This window comes from Paludisphaera rhizosphaerae (assembly GCF_011065895.1).
In the GTDB taxonomy this organism is placed as follows: Bacteria; Planctomycetota; Planctomycetia; order Isosphaerales; family Isosphaeraceae; genus Paludisphaera; species Paludisphaera rhizosphaerae.
Genome location: NZ_JAALCR010000005.1, coordinates 144,163 through 164,924, shown reverse-complemented (window position 1 = coordinate 164,924; position 20,762 = coordinate 144,163). Strand labels below are relative to the sequence as shown.

Here is a 20,762-nt window from a genome sequence, read left to right as displayed (position 1 = left end):
TGGGTCGAGGTCCATGCGTCGAGGCGCGGGGCGGCGTCGATCAGTCGCTTGTGAACACGTTTATGATTCGGCCCGGGTGGAGAAGACGACCTTCCCCCGGACGTCCACCGTGTCGACCAGGCCGATCACGACGGCGTCGATGGGGAGCTTCTCGGTCTCGGGAGTCAGGCGGGCGCTGGAGCCCTGGCAGATGAGGACCATCTCGCCGAGGCCGGCGCCCAGGGCGTCGACCACGACGAAGGTCCGGCCGGTGGGGACCAGACGGTCGCCCCCCTTCTCGTCGACCCGGAAAGGCTCGACGATGAGGAGCTTGTGTCCGGTCATCGAAGCGACCTTCTGAGTCGCCACCAGGCTTCCGGTCACGCGGGCCAGGAACATCGTCGAGTCGTCCGTTGGGCTGAGGGTTGGTTGCGTCGGTCGCCGGCGAGGGTCAGTCGGACGACTTGCGGCCCGATTGAAGCAACGCCTGCGACTGTCGGGCGACCACCAACTCTTCGTTGGCGGGCACGGTCCAGACCTGCACTCGCGAGCCTTCCCTGGAGACCCGGCGCTCGACCGGGCCGGAGGCGTTGAGGGCCGGATCCAGCTCGATCCCAAACCAACTGAGGTCGCGGAGGGTCTGCTCGCGGATGAGCGACGAGTTCTCGCCGATCCCGCCGGTGAAGACGATGGCGTCGGCCCCGCCCAGCTCCAGGAGGAAGGCCCCCAGGTAGTGGCGGATCGAGGCGACGAAGTAATCGAGGGCCAGCTTGGCCCGAGGGTCGCCGGCCTGTGCGGCGGTCTCGATGTCGCGGAGGTCGTTGGCGCCGCAGAGGCCTTTCAGGCCCGAGTGGTTGGCCAGGACGTCCAGGACTTCCTCCAGGCTCTTGCCCGTCTCGCGGAGCAGGACGGGAAGGGCGAAGACGTCGAAGTCGCCGACGCGGTTGTTGTGCGGCAGGCCGGTCTGCGGGCTCATCCCCAGGCTGCAGGCGATCGACGCCCCGTCGCGGATCGCGGCGAGCGACGAACTCCCCCCAAGGTGACAGGAGACGACCTTGAGATCCTTCCGGCCCATCAGCTCGGCGATCCGCCACGAGATGTAGCGGTGGCTCGCGCCGTGGAACCCCCATTTGCGGACGCCCAGTTTGGTCGCCCACTCTTCGGGGATGCCGTAGCGCTGGGACGCTTCGGGGATGGTCCGGTGGAAGCCGGTCTCGAACGCGGCGACCAGCGGCAGGCCCGGGAACCGTTCGCGGAGGCCGCGCATGGCCTTCACGTAGGGCGGGTTATGGGCAGGGGCGACGTCGTTGAACGCCTCCATCGCCTCGAGCACCTCGTCGTCGACGATCTGGACGCCGGTCAGGTTGCGGGCGTGGACCGCCTTGAACCCGATCGCCGAGACCTCGGAGGGGTCGGCCAGGACGCCGATCTCCGGGTCGGTGAGCTGGTCCAGGCAGATCTGCACCGCATCGCCGTGGTCGGCGACCGTCTTCGACGTCTCGGATTCGCCGCGGGCCGTTTTGACGACGACCTTGGACGAGGGCGAGCCGATGCGATCGATCGCCCCCCTGGCCAGGACCGGCTCGGCCGGGTCGCCCAGGTCGAAGAGGCGGTACTTGAAGCTGGTGCTGCCCAGGTTGGCGACGAGGATCTTCAACGCGAGGCCCCCAGGTAGGCTCGAACAACCGCGGCGCCGGGCCGCGGGATAACGTGGGCGGCCCGAAGGTCGCCGGCCTTCGACGCGGCCTCCGCGCCCGCCTCGACGGCGGCGCGGACGCTGCTGACGTCGCCGCGGATCATCACGCTGACGACGCCGCCGTCCAGCTTGATGATCGGGCTCGCCAGCTCGACCGACGCCGCCTTGAGCATGGCGTCGACCGCGTTGATGAGGCAGACCAGGCCCATCGTCTCGATGAGGCCCAGCGCGTTGCCGTTCATAATTCTCGGCTCCGTGTCGGTGTGGGTGGGGTGGGCTCAGCCGAGGAACGTGCGGAGGACCGCCGCGTCGGGCCGGGGGATCACGTGGGCGCTGACCAGCTCGCCGACGCGGCTGGCGGCTTCCGCCCCCGCCTCGACGGCGGCGCGGACGCTGCCGACGTCGCCGCGGACCAGCGTCGTGATGAACGAGCCGCCGACCGACACCTTGCCGGCCAGGGTCACGTTCGCCGCCTTGAGCATCGCGTCAGTGGCCTCAACCACGCCCACGAGCCCCTTGGTTTCAATCAGCCCCAGGGCCTCGCCGTTCATCGTCGGACTCCCGTTGTTCCCGCGGGTCGCGGGCTTCTGCGCCGTCGCCATGTCAGGGCTCCTGTTCGCTCAGGCCTTGGCGGCCGCGGCCTTGGTGAACGAAAGGATCCCGCCGAGGTCTTCATGGGGGCGGGGGATGACCTGGACGCTGACGACCTCGCCGATCCGGCTGGCCGCCGCCGCGCCGGCGTCGACCGCCGCCTTGACCGCGGCGACGTCGCCGGCGACGAAGGCCGTCACCAGGCCGCTGCCGACCTTGTCCCAGCCGACCAGCTCAACGTTGGCCGCCTTGAGCATCGCGTCGCTCGCTTCGACGAGCGCCACGAACCCCTTGGTTTCGATCATTCCGAGAGCTTCGAGTGATGCAGAGGCCACGGGTGGCCCTCCTTCCGCAGGGGCTTAGAGAACTATCGTCGTCCGATCCGTTCGCTTCGATCCGGTCAGGTCAGGCTTTGACCAGCGTCACGTTGGTCGCGTGCGTCAGGTCGCAGGAGTTGGCTTCGTCGGTGTCGATGTGAACCTCGAGCTTCCAGTCCGGATGGGTCCGCACCAGCAGGCCTTCCAGTAAACCGGGGCAGGGGCTCTCGACCCTCATGTTCATCCGGTCCAGGTGCTTCACGCCGTAGTATTCGGCGTCGCGTGGGCCCATGTGGACGTGGCGCTCGGCCCGGATCACGCCCTTGGGCATCACCAGCGATCCCTTGGGGCCGATCAACAGGCAGCCCGGCGTATCCTCAATGTCGCCCGAGAGCCGGACGGGGATGTCGATCCCCAGGCTGATGGCGTCAGTGAACGCCAACTCGACCTGGCTGAACTTGCGGCAGGGGCCAAGGATCCGAACCCCCGGGATCATCCGCTGCCGGGGGCCGACGACCGCGACGGTCTCCTCGGCGGCGAAGTCCGTATCCTGATACAGCCGTTTCATCGGCGTGAGTTGGTGCCCCTTGCCGAAGAGGATGTCGACGTCCTCCTGGGTAAGGTGGCAGTGCCGGGCCGAGATGTTGACGATCACCTTCGGCGGGCCCGGTTTGCCGTTCCCGTTGGCCGGGGCCGGTGCGCCGCCCATGCTCTTGAGGATGATCGACCGCACCAGGCTCTCGATCTGGTCGCGGGTCGCCGCCGTCGCCGTTGCGCTCATGCCTCGGTCCTCTCGTCGGTCGTCTCGCTCTTGGTTCCCGTCATTCCAGCGTGGCCGTTGCGGTCTACCGGTCCGGCCTCGTGGACGACCACGCCGGCCGCCTCGATCGTCCGCCGGAGGTCGGCGGGGGCCTGAGAGTCGCACACCAGCCGCGTCACTTCGTCCCAGCCGCAGAGTTTCGCCAGGGCCGGTCGGCCGAACTTCGTCCGGTCGGCGACGATGACGACCTCCTGGCCGCAGGTCATCATCCGGCGCTCGGTCTCCACCAGCAGGAGGTTGGAGTTGGAGACGCCGTCGGCCATGATCCCGCCCGCGCCCAGGACCGCCGTTCGCACCCGGATCTCGCCCATCTCAGCGATGGCCAGCGGACCCAGGGCGACGCCCGTCCGGGGGTAGACGTAACCCCCGATCAGAATCAAATCGGCCCGTGGAGCCGTCGCCACCAGTTGGGCGATCGGCAGGCTGTTGGTCACCACCTGGACGTGGATGTTCCGCTCCAGAATCGCGCGGGCCACCTCCAGGGTCGTCGTGCCGCCGTCCAGCAGGACTGAATCGCCGTCCTCGATCAGAGCGGCGGTCGCCGCGCCGATCGCCCGTTTCTCGGCGATCGCGGTGTGCGTCCGCTCGTCGAAGGCCGGCAAGGCAGACGTCCGCGCCTCTCCCGCCGAGACCGCTCCGCCGTGAGTTCTGCGAACCACCCCGGAAAGGTCCAGGGCTTCCAGATCGCGACGGACCGTGCTCTCCGAGACGTTCAGAGCCCGCACAAGCTCGTCGAGCGTCGCGTAGCCCCGCTCGGCGATGAGCTCGCGGAGCCGCTGGCGTCGGGTCTCAGGGAGCATGAGTGAGCGGTCCTGATGGATTTCTGGCACGACTACGGAATCGAGTTTCCAGTCAAGACGGCGGTCTGTCAAGAACTTTCGCCGATCGTGAAGCGTTTTGGCGGATTGTTGGTAGAATCCGTCAAGACGGTGGTGGATTTCTTGCGGCTTTATGTGATTGCTAAGATGAACCGAGGTGGTAGCGTCGTGTCTGTTCGCAGCCAGATTCATCCGGTGTCCGCCGATGCCTGAACTTCCCGAGGTCGAGACGATGGTGCGCGGCCTGAGGCCCGCCCTGGAGGGCCGCAGGCTTCTCGGCCTGGAACTTCACGACCCGTCCATGCTGCTGGGGTGTACGGCGGAGGAGTTCAAGGCGCGGGGCGTCGGGGTGCGGGTCGCGGAGGTGAAGCGCCGGGGCAAGTGGGTCGTGATCGGGCTGGCCGACGACAGGGGGATGATCGTCATTCAGCCCCGGATGACTGGAGGCTTTCGCCTGATCGAGCCCGATCGTCCGGAGCACGTGCGACTGACGTTCCGACTGGCGAGCCCGGAGGCGTCGGTCTGGTTCTGTGACACGCGACGTCTGGGACGGATCCTCTGGTTCGACGGCCCTGATGAAGCGGATGTCGCCTTCGGCCGCTCGCATGGGCCGGACGCTCTGGAGATCACCCGAGTCGAGCTGGCCGCGAGGCTGCGGCGGACGCGGCGGGCGATCAAACCGACGCTCATGGATCAGAAGGTGCTGGCGGGGATCGGCAACATCTACGCCGACGAGATCCTCTTCGAGGCTCGGTTGCATCCGTTGCGGGTCTCGGCCGAGCTGACCTCTCGCGAGGTCGACCGCCTGCACGCGGCGATCGCCCCGGTGCTGTCGAAGGCGATCGCCGCCGAGGGCGCGAGCTTCGACGCCGGTTATCGAACAGTCCTGGGGTTGGAGGGGGGCTTTCTCGCGGTCAACTCGATGTACGGCCGGGCCGGCGAGCCCTGCAAGGGATGCGGGGCTCCGATCGAGAAAACCCGCATCGCCGGTCTGATCGGCAGGCCGACTTACCTTTGTCCGCGATGTCAGCCGCAGAGGCGGCCGCGGCGTGGCGCGTCGGACAGGGACGGTTAAGGGGCTTGTCCGTCAACGACCGAAGCTTCGCGAGCCGTGGAGCCGGAAGCGGCCACGACCCCCGAAGCTTCGGTGGGCGTCGACTTTACGCGGAACGGTTGCGTCAATGCTTCTTGGCTGGGGCCTTCCCCTTGGCGTCGAGGCCCGGCAGGTAGTCCGGGTCTTCGCCGACGATCTTCTTGGCCTCTTCGGGGGAGATGGGGGTCGGAGTGGATTGACCTCCGCACCCCAATGGGATCGTCCCCAGGACCAGGCCGGCGAGGATCGGGAGAAGAGTCGCTTTGCGAATCATCGAGTCTATGTCCTCTCAGTCTCGTTCATGGATTCGGCGGGGGGACGATCAATAGGAGTCGGAGCTGATGACCTCGCCGCCGGCGCGGGTGCCGAGGGCCCACCAGGTCTGAGGGCTGATCGAGTCCTTGATGAACCGGACCGAGCCGTCAGCAAGGGCCATGTTCACGCCGCCGGAATGGAAGCTGTTCGGCGGGGCGCTGCCGGCCAGGCCGACGTAGGCGATCGTGCTGCCGTTCTGACCAGGGTCGCTCGGGTTGGCGCAGGAGACCTGGTTGGGCGTGCCGTGGTGGTTGTAGTTGGTGATGACGATCCACTGCGGATAGGTGGCGATCCAGAGCTGGCCCGGGGTCCAGTAGCGGCCGCCGGGCGAGTCCGGGATGGTCTGGCAGAGCTGATAGAACTTCAGGTTGTCGGCCGCCGGGTTTCCCGAGGACGCAACGCCTGTGGGAGACTCGAAGACGCCCGTCTTCGCCATGTTGCTGCTGCGGGCCACTCGGGTTCCCATCGTGCCGGACTGCCGTCCCGTCAGGTGTTCGCTCATCAGGCCCGTGTTGGAAGTGCCGTCCGCGATCGCGCCGATCGTCACGATGCCGTAGTTGGCGCTGGCGTAGTTGCTGTTCTGGGGGGCGCCCGGCGCGGGGATGATGGTCCCCGTCGCGACCGGCCCGCCGATCCCAGGCCCGCCGATGTTGCCCACGTAGTTCGTCGCCCCGTAGGACAGCGACGTGTTGCCGGCCCAGGTCCGAACGACGCCTGGGCCCGGATCGGAGGGGCACGTGAGGATGTTCAAACGGGCGAGGGAGGCCGTCGTGTTCGCGTAGCCGCCAGGACCCGAGTGCATCGGCTCAACCAGAAAGTTGATCGCGTTGAACATCGGCATCTGCTCCGTGAACTGGAGCAGGCTCGGGATCCAGCTGAACGGGAGCTGGGCGATCGCCGGAGGGTTCTGGTTAGGGTACATCATCGACTGGGGCGGGAAACAGCCGTTGGAGCTCTCATAGTTCATGCAGGCCAGCGCGAGCTGCTTCAGGTTGTTGACGCATTGGCTGCGCCGGGCGGCCTCGCGGGCCGACTGCACGGCGGGGAGCAGCAGCGCGATCAGGACGGCGATGATGGCGATCACCACCAACAGCTCGATCAGCGTGAAGCCACGTGCGGGGCGTCGGTTCGGCATGCGATCGTGTCCTCGAGAGATAATGAACAATCTTGGATAAAAGCGCTTCGCTGTTATGCGGAGCACCTTCCAGCGCTGGCGGTCCGGCTCGATTCCGAGCGAAGACCAGGCGCGGCCTTATGCGACGCCGATCGTGACAGGGCCCGCCTCACGCGACGACTTACCGGAAGTCGACGGCGACGCGTCCTGTCGTCCTGCAAGAGGACCTGAACGGCGTGAATGGAACTCACTAGCAAGGGTTATGCGAGGAGTGATGCAGATATTGTGCCAGGAGTGCTGGGTCGACCTAAATCGCGTTCACGTATAAACGTTTGAGCAAATAAAAGGTCTCTCAGAAATCGACGCGCCCGTCGGCGTGCCTGGTTTGTCGGCTCGGGAGCCTGAGATGTGGCTGGCTCAGCGGTAGTCCATGCCCAGGCGTTCGCCGTCGCCCATGACGTAGGCTCGCTGGCCGTGGAGGGCGACGTCGAGACCCAGTTCCTCGGCTTCGGGCGGGACGCGGAGGCCCATCGTGCGGTCGACCGCGAAGAGGATCGCCCAGGTGACGAGCACCGAGTAGGCGACGACCGCCCCGACGGCTGCGAGCTGAGCGAGGATCAGTTCGACGCGGCCGTTGAAGAGGCCCACAGCGGACGGTTCCAGGTCCGAGCCTGCCAGCAGGCCCAGGCCGATCGCGGCGGTGATCCCACCGATTCCGTGGACGCCGAAGACGTCGAGCGAGTCGTCGTAGTCCAGCCGACTCTTGATGAGGATCGCGGCGTGGCTGAAGAGAGCGGCGCCGGCTCCCAGGACGATGGCGACCCCGGGCCCGACCATTCCCGCGCCCGCCGACGATCCGACCAGGCCGGCGACGACTCCGGTGCAGCCTCCCAGGAAGGTCGCCTTGCCGGTCGTCGCCCGTTCCACGAGGATCCAGGCGAGCATCCCCGCCGCCCCCGCGACGAGCGTCGAGAGAAAGGCCGCGGCGGCGATCGTCGAGACGCCCCAGGCTCGCCCCGCGTTGAACCCCAGCCAGGCGAACCAGAGCAGGGCGGTCCCGATCGCGGTCAGAGGCAGGTTGTGGGGGCGAAGGCTGTCGACGTCGGCGCCTCGGCGTTTGCCCACGGCGACGGCCACGCAGAGAGCCGCCGCGCCGGCCGACGCGTGGACGACCAGGCCGCCGCCGAAGTCGCGGGCCCCGAGCCGTCGCAGCCAGCCGTCGGGCGACCACATCCAGTGGGCCAGGGGGTCGTAGACCAGAGTCGTCCACAAGATGACGACCACGGCCATGGACCAGGACTTCGCCCGTTCCGCCCCCGCGCTGGAGACCAGGGCCGCCGCGAAGGCCGCCGCCAGCATCTCGAACGCCAGCGCGAGCGGCCCCGGCACGGTCGCCGTCAGGTCGGGCCTCGGCTCGAACCGGCCCCGGAGCATCGACCAATCGGGCGCCCCGATCAGCCCGCCGAAGAGGTCCCCGCCGAACGCCAGGCCCTGGCCCAGAACCAGCCACTGGAGCGTGACGACCCCCAGCGGCACCAGGCAGCCCAGGAACGTGGAAAGCACGTTCTTGCGCCGGACCATCCCCGCGAAGAAGAGGCCCATCGCTGGGGTCATCAGCAGCGCCATCGTCGCGCAGCACATCACGAACAGCGTATCGGTCCGGTCGATCATCGACGACGCCCCCGCCTCCAGTTCCCTCCCGGCTGGCCCTCATCTTAGCCGTCCGCGTGATCTTGAGAAGACGCACCCGACTGCGCAGGTTGGATTCGCCGCCGTCGAGAAACGCTGAGGATGCCGGCGCGGGCTCGATCAAGAGGGTCAGTTCGCGGATGCGGAAGCGGCAGGGGCCGTTGTCGGGCTGGATGCGGAGCTGGGCGACGGGGCCGTCGATCCAGACCGTGACGGAGCGGTCGTCGCCGGTGGGGAGGTTCCAGTCGCCGTATTGCTGTTCGGGAGCGCGATACTGGTCGTCGGGCCGCCAGGCGAGGCGGAAGTGGGCGGGGGCGCCTTCGTCGTTGTGATGGTTGTAGCGGATCTTTACCCCGGCGACTCGCACCGGCGCGGGGAGGTCGAAGCGGATCCACGGGTCGGGGCCCAGGGCTTCGATCTCGCCGTCTCGCCAGCGGGCCAGGCGGACGTCGGTTGGGCGGAGTTCGACGGGGACTTCGCGGAAAGCCGGGTCGGGCTGGATGCGGGCGAACTTGCCGAGCTTCGCCTCACGAAGCGCGTCCAGGTGTTCGTGCAGCTTCTGTTTCGAGGGATGCAGGAAGGGCGAGTGCCGGGTCGCCAGGCGGAAGGTTGGGGTCCCGGCGTCACGGTCGAGGTCGAAGGCCGTCGCCTGCTCGGCGGCGTTCCGGCCGGCGTCGAGCGCCTCGCGTGCGTTCGGCCAGAGCAGGGCGAGGCCGATGACCAGCAGCGCGCTCGTCACCAACGGTCGGAGCAGCCGACCGCCGCAGAATGCGAAGGCCAGGTACGCCAGCACCAGCACCGGAACGGCGAGGGTCGCGTACCGAGGTTGCAATCCGGCCGTGGGACCTTCGCCGGATCGTCCCCAGCCGGTCGCCAGTGCGAGCAATCCGGCCGAAGCCAGCAGCGCCAGCAGGCCCTCGATCCGGGGGCGGTCGCCGGGATTTCGCACCCAGGCCGTCAGCAGGACGGCTGCCGCTCCCAGTGCAACGGCCGCCGCGGCGAGGCCCGACCACGGCCAGAAGTCGATCCCCGCCGTCCCGAAACCCGTCGCCAGGAACTGAAGCGTCGATCGCAGGGCCGCTGCCACGCCGCCCGGAGGGGCGTGGTGGGCCGGCGGCTGGTATCCCCGGAGGTAGAACGCTCCCAGCAAGACGGCCGGCGTCGCACACAGGATGTCCCAGAGCGCGCGGCGTCGGTTCCCCGACCGCCATTCGGCGGCGGCCATGGCCAGCAGCCAGAGGATCGGCGCGGGGATCAATAACAGGCCGCCGGCGTTGCAGAGCGGCAAGACGGCCAGGCAGGCCCCCAGCCCCGCGGCGCGGAGCGGGTTCGGCTTCTCCGGACGGGTCGTCGCCAGGGCTGCCAGGCAGAACAGGGCGACCGGCAGGACGAAGCTGATCTGAATCGCCCAGGTCAGGTTCTCGTAATGGCCCAAGCTCAAGAGGGCGATCGGCAGGTAGGCGTCGGAGTATCTCCGGCCTCCCGGCGCACGGGCCGAGACGGCCATCAGGGCGGCGGCGGCGACCGCCATCACCGCGACGTTCAGGACCATCGCCGGTCGAGGATCCGCGCCGCTGCAGCCGAAGACCCCCAGCAGCACGAGCCTCGCCAGGAAGAACCGATGCTCGTTGTGCTGCGACCAGAGCCACGAGGCGGTGATCGGCGCCCGGCCGCAGAGCTGGGGGATCACCGCATAGTCGTCCCACCGCGGGGCGTCGGCCCCGAACTGGACCACGTACCAGAGCGCCACGATCACCAACGCCCCCCAGACCGACCAGACGAAGAGTCGGGGGCCGGCGGCGGGGCGAGCGGTGCCTGGGATGTCGGATTCGGCCGTCATGCGGGTGGTCGCGAGAAGGTCGTGGGAGGGTTCGGGGTCATCGTATCACGCCGGTTGCCCGCCTCCGTCGGAGACATGGCTTCGATTGGCTCTGTTTGCGCTGGAGTGGTGGTGGAGCCGATGTCTTAAAATTCAATGGTGTATGGGGTTGCGTCGTGGATTTTGGTCTCGAAAGCGGGTTCGTTCGACGATTTCGGGGGGACGGTTCGCAATGCGTGGGTAGGGGGCAGTGGGAGATGCCGGCTCGGCTGCGTTCGTTCGTCGAGGGCCTGGGGATTGGCTCCGAAGTGGGTTCGATCGCTGGCGCTTATGAGTGGCTTTGGGGGTTGCAAGGCATTGCTTGCAAAGAGGTTGTGTCGCTGGTTCTCGGTGGCTTCGTTCGGTGGAAATGAAACTTGCTTCGCTCGACGCTTGCGTGGCCATGAACCGCCGTCGGCGACTGCGAGACCGTCGCGTATCGCATGGCCACGCAAGCGTGGCCATGGCACCCAGGGCCGTCGTTTTTCGGTGGGAATGACTTTGGTGACACTCGCATTCGAGACTCCCTTACCACAATGAGCGGCTTCGATATCGGGCATCACTCGCGGCCGGAACCATCGGTCTGTCTGAAGATATGGGGGTCTCCAAACACGGCTTTTGGTGGCGGGTAGCCGACTTTGGGAGTTTCTTACAATCCGCGAAATCCGCCTTGGCGAAATCCTGGGAATGATCAGACTCTCCGAGGATGGACCGGGAGGCGGCGGTGCGCGCCGGGGCTCGCGGTCCTGGTCTGGTCGGCGGTGGGCGAGGGAGCCATGGCACGATCGCGGTCGCGACGATTGTGGATTGCGGCAGGGCTTGCGGCGGCGCTGGCGGCGGTCGACGGCTGTGCGACTCCCCAGTCCTACTGGCCGGCGTCGGCGACCCGGACCTCGCCCGGCAACGGTCCTTCGCTCCAACGCGTCGAGCAGATGATCGACGACCTGGACCGGAGCATGAACCAGCAGGGGACGATCGGCGTCAAGTCGCCCGACGTCTGGGGGCAGGACCGGCTGGCGAAGTTCCGCTCCGAGTACGAACTTCAGATGGCCCAGTGGCTGAAGGTCGGTTTCAAGGGGGTCATCAACGCCTCCATCAACCGCAGCGAGGCCAAGGCCCAGCGGCTGCAACTCGCCACCGGGATGGGCGACGCCACCGCTTCGGGCTCGACGACCACGACGTCCGAGGACGATCAGACCAAGTCGTTGCTGGCGATGATCTCCGGCCAGAACGCGACGACCTCGGCCACCGCCGCGCAGGCGGCGATCCCCGCGCAGGCTGGCAAGGTCGGCTCGATCACGGCGGATCCCTCGGCCGGCGGGATGCTGGAGCCGACGGTCGTCCTGGACGAGCATTCGCACTACCTGAACCACCTGAACCAACTGCGGCGGATCAACGCCGGCGACGACCTGACGGACCGCCCCGGCTACGGGCTGTACCTCGTCCGGATCCCGGTGACGCTCTCGCCGGGGCCGAAGAACCGCAGGGGGCGCGGGGCGATCATCACGGTTTCGGCCAAGTCGCTGATGGACCGCGACACGATGCGCTACACGCTTCGCAACGCAGTGATCAACGAGGCGGTCGGCAGCCTGTCGCAGGTGCTCTGCAACCAGACGGGCAAGGACGACGACCCCAGCCCAGGACCGGGCATGGGCCCGCTCGCTCTCGTCGCGTCAGCCGACTCGGAGGTCTTCTACGGCGCCGAGAACATCAAATTCCTGCGCACGGAGGCCGAGCGTCAACTCGCCCGCGAACTGGCCGACGAGCCCTACCATCGCACGGCGCGGGTCGCCGAATGGCTCCGAGGCGAGTTCGAGGCTTCGTACAGCATCCTGGAGCAGACCGCCTCGCCCAAGCTCGCCGCCCGAGCCGCGGCATCGGGGCAGGCGGTGGCGACGCCCGTCGTCCCCGTCGACAGCGATCCGCTTGAGGATCTGGGGGCGCTGATCGCCCGCCGCGACTTCCCCAAACTGGCCGCGATGCGTCCCAAAGCCGAGGACTCGGGCGTGATGCTGGCCTCCACGACTGGCGGGACGATCGATCAGGCCGCCGCCAATCGTCGCCGCTCGCTGGACGCCTTCGCCTTCGTCCTGAAGATCCAGGCCGCCGCGCTCAACACCCGGCTCAAGCAGGACATCATCGACCAGATCCCCGAGTATCGGAGCGACCTCCTCCGCGAGGAGCTGCGCCGGACCAACTTCTTCGACCCCGAGGGCTCCGAACACGCCTTCGAGGTTTTCCAGCGTTACACCACCACCAAGTGGCCGCTGCGGGTTTACGCCATCGAGCCGGTCATCGCCCAGCAGAACGTGGCCGACTCGGTCGCGCGGCGGTCGTCGTCCGGGCTGGACCTGATCGGCGGCGTTCCTGCCTTCGGGCCGTTTCGCGCCGGCGGGGTCTTCTCGAACGACGCGGCGAACGCCGAAGACGAGGCGGCCATCCGGCTCAACCCGACGATGGTGGGTTTCGGCGCCGGCGAGAACACCTTTGGGTGGATCTTCTATCCTCGGCTTCAGACCAGCCGCACCGGCCGCGCCGGCCTGGCCGCCGTCTCCGATATGGTTCGACAGGGTTTGGGTCGCGACGACAAGGAGCAGAGTCTGGAGCCCGGTCAGCGCGAATGCACGGCGCTGATCGTGATGCCCAACTTCATTCCCAAGATCGAGTTCGTCACCGTCGCCAACTGGTTCCGCACCGGCGATCTGGACGGTCGGACCTCGGTCATCGAGAAAGCGTCCGACCTGGCCGGCCGGCTCGCCGAGACCGAGACCGAGCTGAACAAGTTCAACGCCCCGGACCATCCGGGGGGCGTCCCGGTGGGGCGGCTGGAGGAGTTGCAGATCGCCGTCGAGCGAATCAACCAGCTCAAGAGCCTGATGCCCACCCAGCGCCTGGTGGTCCGCGTCCCGTTCTCGGCGGACAGCAACGACTCGCGGGTCTTCTGCTCGCGCGGGGGCCAGCTCAAACCGTCGCTGCTGGCCTGGCACGGCAAGCCGCCGGAGCCCGGCGAAGAGTCGGTGATCTTCCTGGAGGGGAAGAACTTCAGCGTCCACGACACCCACGTCATCGCCGGCGGCAAGGCGGCCGAGTCGGTGCTCGTCAGCCGCAACCTGATGCAGGTGACGATCTCCAAGGACGCCCGGACCACTCCCGACGCCGGAGGCCGGCCCTTGCTGGATATCAGCGTCGGCACCCCCAACGGCGCCTCCAACCACCTGCTCATCCGGATGCGGGCGAAGTCCGAACACGACGACGAGCCGGCCAAGGCGGTCCCGCCTCCTCCCGCCCCCCAGACGGCCGCCTTGGAAACTCCCCCCAAGGCGACCTCCCAGCCGCCCGCCCCGCAGACGGCGGCCGTTGAGCACTCCCCCATGCTCGCTCCCCCCCGACTCGAACATCCCAACGCGCCGACGGGCGCCGACCCCGAGGTCCACCGCGTCTCGGACCCCAAGCTGCCGAACGCCCCGCGTTAGACGAAGACCGACGCTCCGGCATGCTGGCTTCGAACTTGCCCACGGGTGGCAACTTCTGCCCGGAACGTCGGTGTTCCGGGGCGATCCCTGAGCCAGCCGCTCGGCCGCAGGGTCATAAAACGGTGTGATTGCGGCAGCTTCATGAAGAATTGGAAATCTGGCATCATGGTTGCTAAGCCTTCGGGGGACAATCCGGGATCATCGGAGTGATCCGATAAATCTCGCGAATGGTGCTGCCCAAGTCGAGGCTTTGTTCAGTTGGGTTCGCGGCCGACTCTCGGGGCCACCGGTTACCACCCTCTCTGTGTTTGATTGCGCCGCACATCTAAGTTGTACTTTCTTTCAGGAGGCGTCGAATGATGAGGATTCGTCTGAAAAGAACTCGCCGGAGAACCAGAGTTTCTCGAGCCTTCCAAAGTGACTGGATTTCGAATGCCAGTGGCAATGGAGATCGCCAGCTCGAGGAACGTAAACTTGCTTCTATCACTCGTAATGACAATGTCGGAAATCCTGGGGTGTGGGCAGGAGCCTGGAATTTAATCGAGCCGTGGGTGCCAAACGCCGACCACTCCTTCGGGACCCAAACGGCCCAGGACGATGGATATGACACGCAGGACTACACCCAACTGAGCCCCACTAATGTTGAAACAATTGCAAATGTGCATACAGGTGTCGCTAGCACAATCAGCGATAACTCGGGTGTGGGGGCGACCAGCATTTCGGCCACTGTAGATATTTTATCGCAGATGAATGCTCATGGAGATCCCAACGCGACTGCAAATCTGGCTACGCTGGCTACCGTCGTCTCAAATGCCGGTGGATTCCAGGCTTACACTGTGGGCGATGGCGTAAACCCAGAAACAGTTTCTGGCAGCCTGTCGATCGTCTATCAAGGTCCTGTGTCACAAGGAATCGCGAATATTGCTCCAGGTCAATTCTTTACGAGTGCGTTCGCGGCGGCAGGGCTCGATCAAAATGGGCTCTGGGTCAGCGGTCTTGACGTTTCCGGAAACTGGGTGACTATCCATGCCACGGTTGATCCGCTAACAGGTTCACAAGCCGCCACGATCAATTTTACGGGAGTGACAACGACGGAGCTTATCAATTACAACATCTGGTTTCGGGCGGACGCCGGAGGATTCAACGCTGACCCGAATGTAACCTACTCCTCTTATACAGATGGAGCTAGATTCGATCTCAACTTTGAAGAGCATACCGTAACTTGATGCCTGTTAAGTTCATCTATGCCGAATTGTAAATCCGTCGTTGCGCGAGGCCGGCTTACTGCCAATGCTTGACTGCCGTTGATTTTTCGTGTCATCGGCCGTTTTCGCGGTAGGATAGTGTCGGCCAATAACGACATGATGCATCCGTCGTCCAACTGCTATTACTGCGGCGCAGCCTGGGGCCCGGTGACGATCGGCGGGATCACCGACGGCACTTCCAACACCGGCCTCGTGAGCGAGCGGCTGGTCGGCGTGAACAACTCCAACTTCACCCGCAGCAGCAACCTGGCGCGGCGGGGAACGTTCCGCTCGCCGACGGGCGTCGCCGCCGGGACCGGGCAGGTGGGAGCGCTGACCTTCGTGCAGGCCTGCCAGAACATTCCGGGCTCGCAGGGGACGCGATACGGCGGCGGTTCAGGCCAGATGTGGATCGCGACGTTCCCCGTGTGGCTGGTCATCAACGCCTACAACCACTTCGGCACGCCGAACCAGATGAACTGCACCAACCCCAGCGAGCCGGCCGGCATCGACGGCAACAGCACGTGGGCCGGTTACTACGTGGCCCCTCTCGGCAGCGCCCCGCCGAGCAGCAACCACTCCGGCGGCGTCAACGTCGCCTTCGCCGATGGTTCGGTCCACTTCATCAAGGACTCGGTGAGTCCGCCGACCTGGTGGGCGCTCGGCTCGCGCAACGGCGGCGAGGTCCTCAGCTCCGACAGCTACTGACGAACGATCGACGGCGACGGCCCGCACTCGAGGTCGTCGCCGGCCCCGCCCCCTTGCGATACGGAGACCGAACACCTTGATGAAGCGCCACCAGATCGCCTTGATCGGCATGCTCGCCGTCACGCTCGCGTCCGCCGTCGCCGGTTGCAGCGGCGATTCGCTGCCGCCGCCGCCGTCGACCGGCGACACGAAGGACGCCTGGCCCGACGAGGTCAAGCAGGCTGAGGCCAAGTTCGCGGAGAAGGCCGCCGCCAAGGCCGCTGGCAGGAAACACTAAGCCTCGTCGCGTCGACGCGACGAGGAGTTCTCGCCGAAACCGAGATTCCCACCCCACCATACGCTCGGCCCGGCTTTCGTCCTTGCTACCAGGGGCGAAAGCCGGGCTGTTTTATGTTGCTTGAGTGCAGCACTGATGTCGAGCAATCTTCATCTCAGTGGTGTGGGCGGCTTGAAAGAGGGTTGCCAAGGTGCTACTATGTAATTCCCGGACTAGATCGCGAAGGCCTTGCCTCCTTCCGTCAGCCGTCTCTCTTTCAACGCACTCGCGCTCTGTGGGTGTGTTCTCGCCAGTCAGTCTTTTATTACCACTCTGAAGGACCTGTGCGTATGTTTAAGCGCTCGCCACGACGCGCGTTTACGCTGATTGAATTGCTCGTCGTCATCGCCATCATTGCGGTTCTTATCGCTCTGCTGCTGCCGGCCGTGCAGTCGGCCCGCGAAGCCGCCCGTCGCGCCCAGTGCGTCAACAATCTGAAGCAGATGGGCCTGGCCCTGGCCAACGCGGAGTCGGCCACCGGGGCGTACATCCCTGGTTGGGGTCCGTATTACAACGAGGCCGTGATCAACGCGGGCACTTGCGGCTCGCGGCCGAACGTCCTGGCCCAGATCCTGCCGTACATCGAGTCGGCCAGCACCTACGGCGCGTTCAACCTGGAGCAGTGCATCAACCTGTACGGGGCGGGCACGGCGAACTACACGGCCCAGATGCAGATCGTCGCGGCCTTCCAGTGCCCCTCGGAGAACTCGAACACCAAGTTCGCGGGCGTGGGCTACGCCAACTACGTGGCGAGCCTGGGCGCCACCGCCGGACAGCGGCTGGGCACCGCCGCGGCTCAGGAATCGAACACGTCGCGGGCGGGCATCTTCAACATCACGGTCGACACCTCGCAGCCCAAGGTTTACCCGCAGTACCTGCGGGCCGTTCCCGTCACCGTCGCGGCGGTTTCGGACGGAACGAGCAACACCGTTGTGTTCTCGGAAACGCTGCACAGCAGCGCGGCGATCTCCGGCTCTGACTCCAGCGGCATCCTGGGCGGCGTTCCTGAGCGGTCCAAGCTCAACGTTTACATCACCAGCAGCACGATGGATTATCAGAACGCCCCGATCTGCACCTACGGCGGCTCTGGCTACTCCACGCGAATCTACTACCGGCACCAGCAGTACTACCGCGGCCTGATCATGACGGGCTATTTCACGGAGACGCTGACGCCGAACTCGAAGTTGTGGGACTGCGGCGACACCAGCTATCAGGTCGCCCACCAGGCGGCCCGCAGCAACCACTCCGGCGGCGTGAACGTCGGCTTCGCCGACGGCTCGGTCCGGTTCGTCAAGGACTCGATCAGCCTGCCCACCTGGATGGCCCTCGGCACCAAGGCCGGCGGCGAAATCGTCAGCGCCGACGCTTACTGAGTCGGCCCCGGCCGCCAGGCCGGACCTCGTCCCCTGGGGCGGCCGCCCGGTCGCTCCATCACGGGCCTCGTCAGATGCACGGGGGTCGGCCGATCCGCTCGGCTCCGGCCCCCGCTTCGCTTTTCTGCTTTCTCTTCACCTGGACGAACACGCGCATGCGCTTTTCATTCGTGGCGGCTCTTGGACTCTCTCTCGGCACGGCGGCGATCACCGGCTGCGGCGGCGTCAGCGCGCCCCCGAGCGTCGCAACCACTGAGGAGGAGTCTCGGGCCGAACGCCAACTCATCGACATCGGCGAGTTGTTCCGCCAATACACCTTCGACAAGAAGAAGCCGCCGACCGCCGTCTCCGATTTCGCTTACCTCGACGCGGTCGCCCCGGTCGGTTTGATGGCCCTCCGCGCCGGCGACGTGATCGCGCGATCGGGCGTGGTGATTCAAGACACCATGGAAGGTCCGGCGACGACCGACCCGGCCGACGAAGTTCTCGCCTACGGCAAGGACGTCCCCGCGTCTGGCGGCCCGGTGCTCATGCACAACCGGAAGATCGTCCGCATGACGGCCGACGAATTCAAGGCCGCCAAGATGGCCGGCACCGGCGAGATGGCTGCCGGAGCCGCCAAGAAGGGTTCTTGAATCGACGACCAAGAACGGGCGTTGAGCCGATCCTCGACGGTTCAACGCCCGGGTCGGTCGAAGAAATCGGCGATGGCGTCGCGGGAGGCGTCGCCCAGAGCCAGATCGACGAGCTTCGCGATGGTTTCTTCGCGGGCGGCCTCGGGTCCTTCGGCCAGGTCGGTTTCGAGGATCTGAAGGATCGCGGCCTGGGTTTCGGGGAAGTCGATGGAGTGGCGTTCGAGCTTGGCCCGTGCGAAGGCCAACTCGTCTCGCACCCCGCCAGCCTGGGTATAATCCAGGCCGCGAGCCAGAGCCAGGCGCTGTCGGCCCTGTTCTGGGCCTATAAAATACAAATGCAAGATGACGCGGCCATGCCGTTCATGATGCGATCCTGCGCTGCGACTTCAGCCGAGGAGGTCGGGGTATGGAACAGATCACCATCGAAGGAACATGGGAAGAGGTCGCCCGCCGTTCTCAAGAACTGGCCGGGCGTCGCGTTCGCGTGACCGTGCTCGATGACGCAGCCATTCCTCAACCCACCAGCGGCAGTCATGCTGACGAGGATGTGCCCTCGCCCCTTGAAAACCCCATCATGGGTATGTTTCGTGACGCTCCGGATCTCCTCGACGAAGTGGTCGAAGAGGCTATGAAAATTCGAGAGGAACGCCCCTGGAGGCTTCCGGCCGGTGAATAAGGCCCTGCTCGACACAGACACTTTCTCGGAACTCGGTAAGGCCGTCGATCCAACCGTCGTACGGAATGGAGCCGCGTATCTTGCCGCTTTTGGACGGTACACGGTATCCGTCGTTACAGTTCTGGAAATCGTTCGTGGGCTCACCAAGAAGCAGGCGTTGAAGCAGCTTCAAGCGTTCTTCGCGGGTATCTCATCTCAAGAGGTTCTCGTCTTTGATCACGCGGCTGCGGCGCTGGCGGGGCGCATTGAGGGAGAGCTTGAGAGGGTAGGTCGTCCCATCGGGAGGGCAGACCCGATGATCGCCGCCATCGCTCTCGTGAATGGCTTGGAGTTGGTCACGGGAAATACAGCCCACTACCAGCGCATTCAGCAAATCGGTCATCCGCTGATACTTCACGATTGGCGGACCTGAACTTCGTCCGTGGTATGGAGCGGACCCTGACGGAAACAGGCCGACAAAGGCAAGCGACAGAGATCCGTGTGGGAACGGGCGTTCCCGCGCGGGTCACCCGGCTCGCGGAGGCTCATCACCGAGAGCGGTCGAAGAAATCGGCGATGGCGTCGCGGGAGGCGTCGCCCAGGGCCAGGTCGACGAGCTTCGCGATGGTTTCCTCGCGGGCGGCCTCGGGTCCTTCGGCCAGGTCGGTTTCGAGGATCTGAAGGATCGCGGCCTGGGTTTCGGGGAAGTCGATGGAGTGGCGTTCGAGCTTGGCCCGTGCGAAGGCCAGCTCGTCGATCCAGTCGTCGGCCAGGAACGGCCGTTCGGCGGGGGCGTCGGACGACAGGGTCTCGACCAATCGCTCCGGCTCCTCGGCCGAAAGGAGTCGGCTCACCACCCCCTGCGACTTCGCCTGGAGGAACCCGATCGGGTTGCCGAACAGGAGCATCTCAAGCGCGTCCCTCGGCGCTAGCAGCCTCGGCAGGTGTTCGATCGACCCCCACCCCGGGATCAGCCCCAGGCGGACCTCCGGCGTCCCCACCTGAAGCGGCACGCTCGAGGCCAGTGCGACGCGGTGGCGACAGGCCAGGGCCAATTCCAACCCCGCTCCCAGGCAGACCCCGTGGAGCACGGCGGTCGTCGCCGGTCCCAGCCGCATCAGACGGTCGAGAACGTCCAGGCCGCGTCGGAGGAAGGCTTCGATCTCGTCTCCGTCTTTCGACTCGGCGAAGATATGCAGATCGGCCCCCGCGCAGAAGCCCGACGGCTTGGCGCTGCGGATCAGAACGCCCTGGACGGACGGGTCTTCCTCGACCTCTTCCAGGCAGTCGTCCAGGCCGTCGAGCGCCGCGCGGTCGAGGATATTGAGAGGCCTTCCCGGCTGGTCGAACCAGAGGGTCCAGACTCCGTCGTCGCCGCGATCCCATCGCCAGGCCCTTCCGCGCGCCTCGTCCGACATGGTTTTCGCCTCCCCGGAGGGTTAGGATCGTTCCAATATGCGTCTTTATTGAGAGTGAGAGGGGCCGCTGCCGTTTCCGGAGTCTCCACGATGCCCGCGCCGGATTGGATCGTCGAAGACCTGAAGAGTGCGCTGGGGGCCGTGATCGGCGCGACCCTGGGATATTACTTGTTCCAGCTCATTTATCAGCAAGGATTCTACGGGATGATGATCCCCGGGGCCTTGCTGGGACTGGGCTGCGGCTGGCTTTCCAGTCGGTCGTCGCAGGCGCGGGGCGTCGTTTGCGGAGTTGCGGCGCTGGCCCTGGGCCTGTTCACCGAGTGGAAGTTTCGTCCCTTCATCGCCGACGAGAGCTTCGATTACTTCGTCCGTCATCTCGGCGACCTGACGGGGATCTCCATGGTGATGATCGCCGCCGGCGCGGGGTTCGCCTACTGGTTCGGCCGCGATGGCCAAAGGGGACGGCTCGGCCCGATCGGGCCCCGCACCGAATAATCCCCCACTCCTCGTTTCGGCCGCACGGCGGACCAGCCTCGATCGAAAAGGGAGCGCCCTGATGGCGAATGGACCGGTCGGCGCGAACGCGGAATCCCAACCGGATGCAACGCCTTGCGCGACGGTTGCGGACACCCCCGGCGCGGAGGACGCCA

At 66.2% G+C, this 20,762-nt stretch carries 26 protein-coding genes; 14 read left to right on the top strand and 12 right to left on the bottom strand.

What is annotated here, in order from left to right; translation table 11 throughout:
* Positions 1–60: 60 nt before the first annotated feature.
* The 7 genes from G5C50_RS08305 to G5C50_RS08275 all read right to left on the bottom strand — a co-directional run bounded on the left by G5C50_RS08305 (position 61) and on the right by G5C50_RS08275 (position 4,203).
* Positions 61–378: a EutN/CcmL family microcompartment protein gene (locus tag G5C50_RS08305; protein ID WP_165067665.1), complete on the bottom strand. Its 318-nt coding sequence runs from the start codon at positions 376–378 to the stop codon at positions 61–63.
* 52 nt (positions 379–430) lie between these two features.
* Positions 431–1,636: an acetate/propionate family kinase gene (locus G5C50_RS08300; RefSeq protein ID WP_165067663.1), complete on the bottom strand. Its 1,206-nt coding sequence runs from the start codon at positions 1,634–1,636 to the stop codon at positions 431–433.
* Entirely contained in the window at positions 1,633–1,917 is a 285-nt protein-coding gene (locus G5C50_RS08295) for a BMC domain-containing protein (RefSeq protein WP_165067661.1), read from the bottom strand. Before G5C50_RS08295 ends, G5C50_RS08300 begins: the two co-directional genes overlap by 4 nt.
* 36 nt (positions 1,918–1,953) lie before the next feature.
* Complete coding sequence (locus G5C50_RS08290) at positions 1,954–2,277, bottom strand: BMC domain-containing protein (RefSeq protein ID WP_315852305.1); 324 nt, start codon at positions 2,275–2,277, stop codon at positions 1,954–1,956.
* Positions 2,278–2,295: 18 nt separating this feature from the next.
* Positions 2,296–2,571, bottom strand: coding sequence for a BMC domain-containing protein (locus G5C50_RS08285; protein ID WP_165067983.1), 276 nt, complete (start codon positions 2,569–2,571; stop codon positions 2,296–2,298).
* A 100-nt stretch (positions 2,572–2,671) separates the two neighbouring features.
* Positions 2,672–3,364 (bottom strand): phosphate propanoyltransferase, encoded by a 693-nt coding sequence (gene pduL / locus G5C50_RS08280; protein ID WP_165067659.1) that lies wholly within the window; start codon positions 3,362–3,364, stop codon positions 2,672–2,674.
* Complete coding sequence (locus G5C50_RS08275) at positions 3,361–4,203, bottom strand: DeoR/GlpR family DNA-binding transcription regulator (protein WP_165067657.1); 843 nt, start codon at positions 4,201–4,203, stop codon at positions 3,361–3,363. The genes pduL and G5C50_RS08275 overlap by 4 nt, the downstream gene beginning before the upstream one ends.
* Positions 4,204–4,218: 15 nt before the next feature.
* On the opposite strand from G5C50_RS08275, the gene G5C50_RS08270 reads away from it, so the two are divergent.
* Entirely contained in the window at positions 4,219–4,434 is a 216-nt protein-coding gene (locus G5C50_RS08270) for a hypothetical protein (protein WP_165067655.1), read from the top strand.
* Entirely contained in the window at positions 4,427–5,296 is an 870-nt protein-coding gene (mutM, locus tag G5C50_RS08265) for a DNA-formamidopyrimidine glycosylase (protein WP_165067654.1), read from the top strand. The genes G5C50_RS08270 and mutM overlap by 8 nt, the downstream gene beginning before the upstream one ends.
* 103 nt (positions 5,297–5,399) lie before the next feature.
* Here the strand turns inward: mutM and G5C50_RS08260 are convergent, their stop codons facing one another.
* The 3 genes from G5C50_RS08260 to G5C50_RS08250 all read right to left on the bottom strand — a co-directional run bounded on the left by G5C50_RS08260 (position 5,400) and on the right by G5C50_RS08250 (position 8,414).
* On the bottom strand, positions 5,400–5,588 hold the full coding sequence (locus tag G5C50_RS08260) for a hypothetical protein (RefSeq protein WP_165067651.1): 189 nt from the start codon (positions 5,586–5,588) through the stop codon (positions 5,400–5,402).
* A gap of 48 nt (positions 5,589–5,636) precedes the next feature.
* Positions 5,637–6,764 carry a DUF1559 family PulG-like putative transporter gene (locus G5C50_RS08255; protein WP_165067649.1) on the bottom strand — a complete coding sequence of 376 codons (1,128 nt, stop codon included), beginning with the start codon at positions 6,762–6,764 and terminating at the stop codon, positions 5,637–5,639.
* Positions 6,765–7,160: 396 nt separating this feature from the next.
* Entirely contained in the window at positions 7,161–8,414 is a 1,254-nt protein-coding gene (locus tag G5C50_RS08250) for an ammonium transporter (protein ID WP_165067647.1), read from the bottom strand.
* A gap of 158 nt (positions 8,415–8,572) precedes the next feature.
* Here G5C50_RS08250 and G5C50_RS32235 point away from each other — a divergent pair, with 158 nt between their 5' ends.
* The 9 genes from G5C50_RS32235 to G5C50_RS08210 all read left to right on the top strand — a co-directional run bounded on the left by G5C50_RS32235 (position 8,573) and on the right by G5C50_RS08210 (position 18,039).
* Complete coding sequence (locus G5C50_RS32235) at positions 8,573–8,764, top strand: hypothetical protein (protein WP_206107619.1); 192 nt, start codon at positions 8,573–8,575, stop codon at positions 8,762–8,764.
* 384 nt (positions 8,765–9,148) lie between these two features.
* On the top strand, positions 9,149–9,493 hold the full coding sequence (locus tag G5C50_RS08245; RefSeq protein WP_165067646.1) for a hypothetical protein: 345 nt from the start codon (positions 9,149–9,151) through the stop codon (positions 9,491–9,493).
* Positions 9,494–9,604: 111 nt separating this feature from the next.
* Positions 9,605–9,835, top strand: coding sequence for a hypothetical protein (locus tag G5C50_RS08240; RefSeq protein WP_165067644.1), 231 nt, complete (start codon positions 9,605–9,607; stop codon positions 9,833–9,835).
* Positions 9,836–11,066: 1,231 nt separating this feature from the next.
* The gene (locus tag G5C50_RS08235) at positions 11,067–13,763 is read left to right on the top strand and encodes a hypothetical protein (protein WP_165067642.1); all 2,697 of its coding nucleotides are present in this window, start codon (positions 11,067–11,069) and stop codon (positions 13,761–13,763) included.
* A gap of 359 nt (positions 13,764–14,122) precedes the next feature.
* The gene (locus G5C50_RS08230) at positions 14,123–14,989 is read left to right on the top strand and encodes a hypothetical protein (RefSeq protein WP_206107618.1); all 867 of its coding nucleotides are present in this window, start codon (positions 14,123–14,125) and stop codon (positions 14,987–14,989) included.
* A gap of 135 nt (positions 14,990–15,124) precedes the next feature.
* Complete coding sequence (locus tag G5C50_RS08225) at positions 15,125–15,715, top strand: DUF1559 family PulG-like putative transporter (protein ID WP_165067638.1); 591 nt, start codon at positions 15,125–15,127, stop codon at positions 15,713–15,715.
* A 79-nt stretch (positions 15,716–15,794) separates the two neighbouring features.
* A complete protein-coding gene (locus G5C50_RS08220; protein ID WP_165067637.1) occupies positions 15,795–15,992 on the top strand; it encodes a hypothetical protein in 198 nt (65 codons plus the stop codon).
* A gap of 329 nt (positions 15,993–16,321) precedes the next feature.
* Complete coding sequence (locus G5C50_RS08215; protein WP_165067635.1) at positions 16,322–17,404, top strand: DUF1559 family PulG-like putative transporter; 1,083 nt, start codon at positions 16,322–16,324, stop codon at positions 17,402–17,404.
* 155 nt (positions 17,405–17,559) lie between these two features.
* Positions 17,560–18,039, top strand: coding sequence for a hypothetical protein (locus G5C50_RS08210; protein ID WP_165067633.1), 480 nt, complete (start codon positions 17,560–17,562; stop codon positions 18,037–18,039).
* Between the two features lie 41 nt (positions 18,040–18,080).
* Here the strand turns inward: G5C50_RS08210 and G5C50_RS08205 are convergent, their stop codons facing one another.
* Positions 18,081–18,284, bottom strand: a complete 204-nt coding sequence (locus G5C50_RS08205) for a hypothetical protein (protein WP_206107617.1) — start codon at positions 18,282–18,284, stop codon at positions 18,081–18,083.
* Between the two features lie 161 nt (positions 18,285–18,445).
* Between G5C50_RS08205 and G5C50_RS08200 the strand changes: the two genes are divergently transcribed.
* Together G5C50_RS08200 and G5C50_RS08195 are read left to right on the top strand one after the other, a co-directional pair.
* Positions 18,446–18,715 (top strand): hypothetical protein, encoded by a 270-nt coding sequence (locus G5C50_RS08200; RefSeq protein ID WP_165067629.1) that lies wholly within the window; start codon positions 18,446–18,448, stop codon positions 18,713–18,715.
* Entirely contained in the window at positions 18,708–19,127 is a 420-nt protein-coding gene (locus tag G5C50_RS08195) for a type II toxin-antitoxin system VapC family toxin (protein WP_165067626.1), read from the top strand. Before G5C50_RS08200 ends, G5C50_RS08195 begins: the two co-directional genes overlap by 8 nt.
* Positions 19,128–19,242: 115 nt before the next feature.
* Here the strand turns inward: G5C50_RS08195 and G5C50_RS08190 are convergent, their stop codons facing one another.
* Positions 19,243–20,112: an enoyl-CoA hydratase/isomerase family protein gene (locus G5C50_RS08190; protein WP_165067624.1), complete on the bottom strand. Its 870-nt coding sequence runs from the start codon at positions 20,110–20,112 to the stop codon at positions 19,243–19,245.
* Between the two features lie 90 nt (positions 20,113–20,202).
* Here G5C50_RS08190 and G5C50_RS08185 point away from each other — a divergent pair, with 90 nt between their 5' ends.
* A complete protein-coding gene (locus G5C50_RS08185; RefSeq protein WP_165067621.1) occupies positions 20,203–20,607 on the top strand; it encodes a hypothetical protein in 405 nt (134 codons plus the stop codon).
* Positions 20,608–20,762 lie beyond the last annotated feature (155 nt).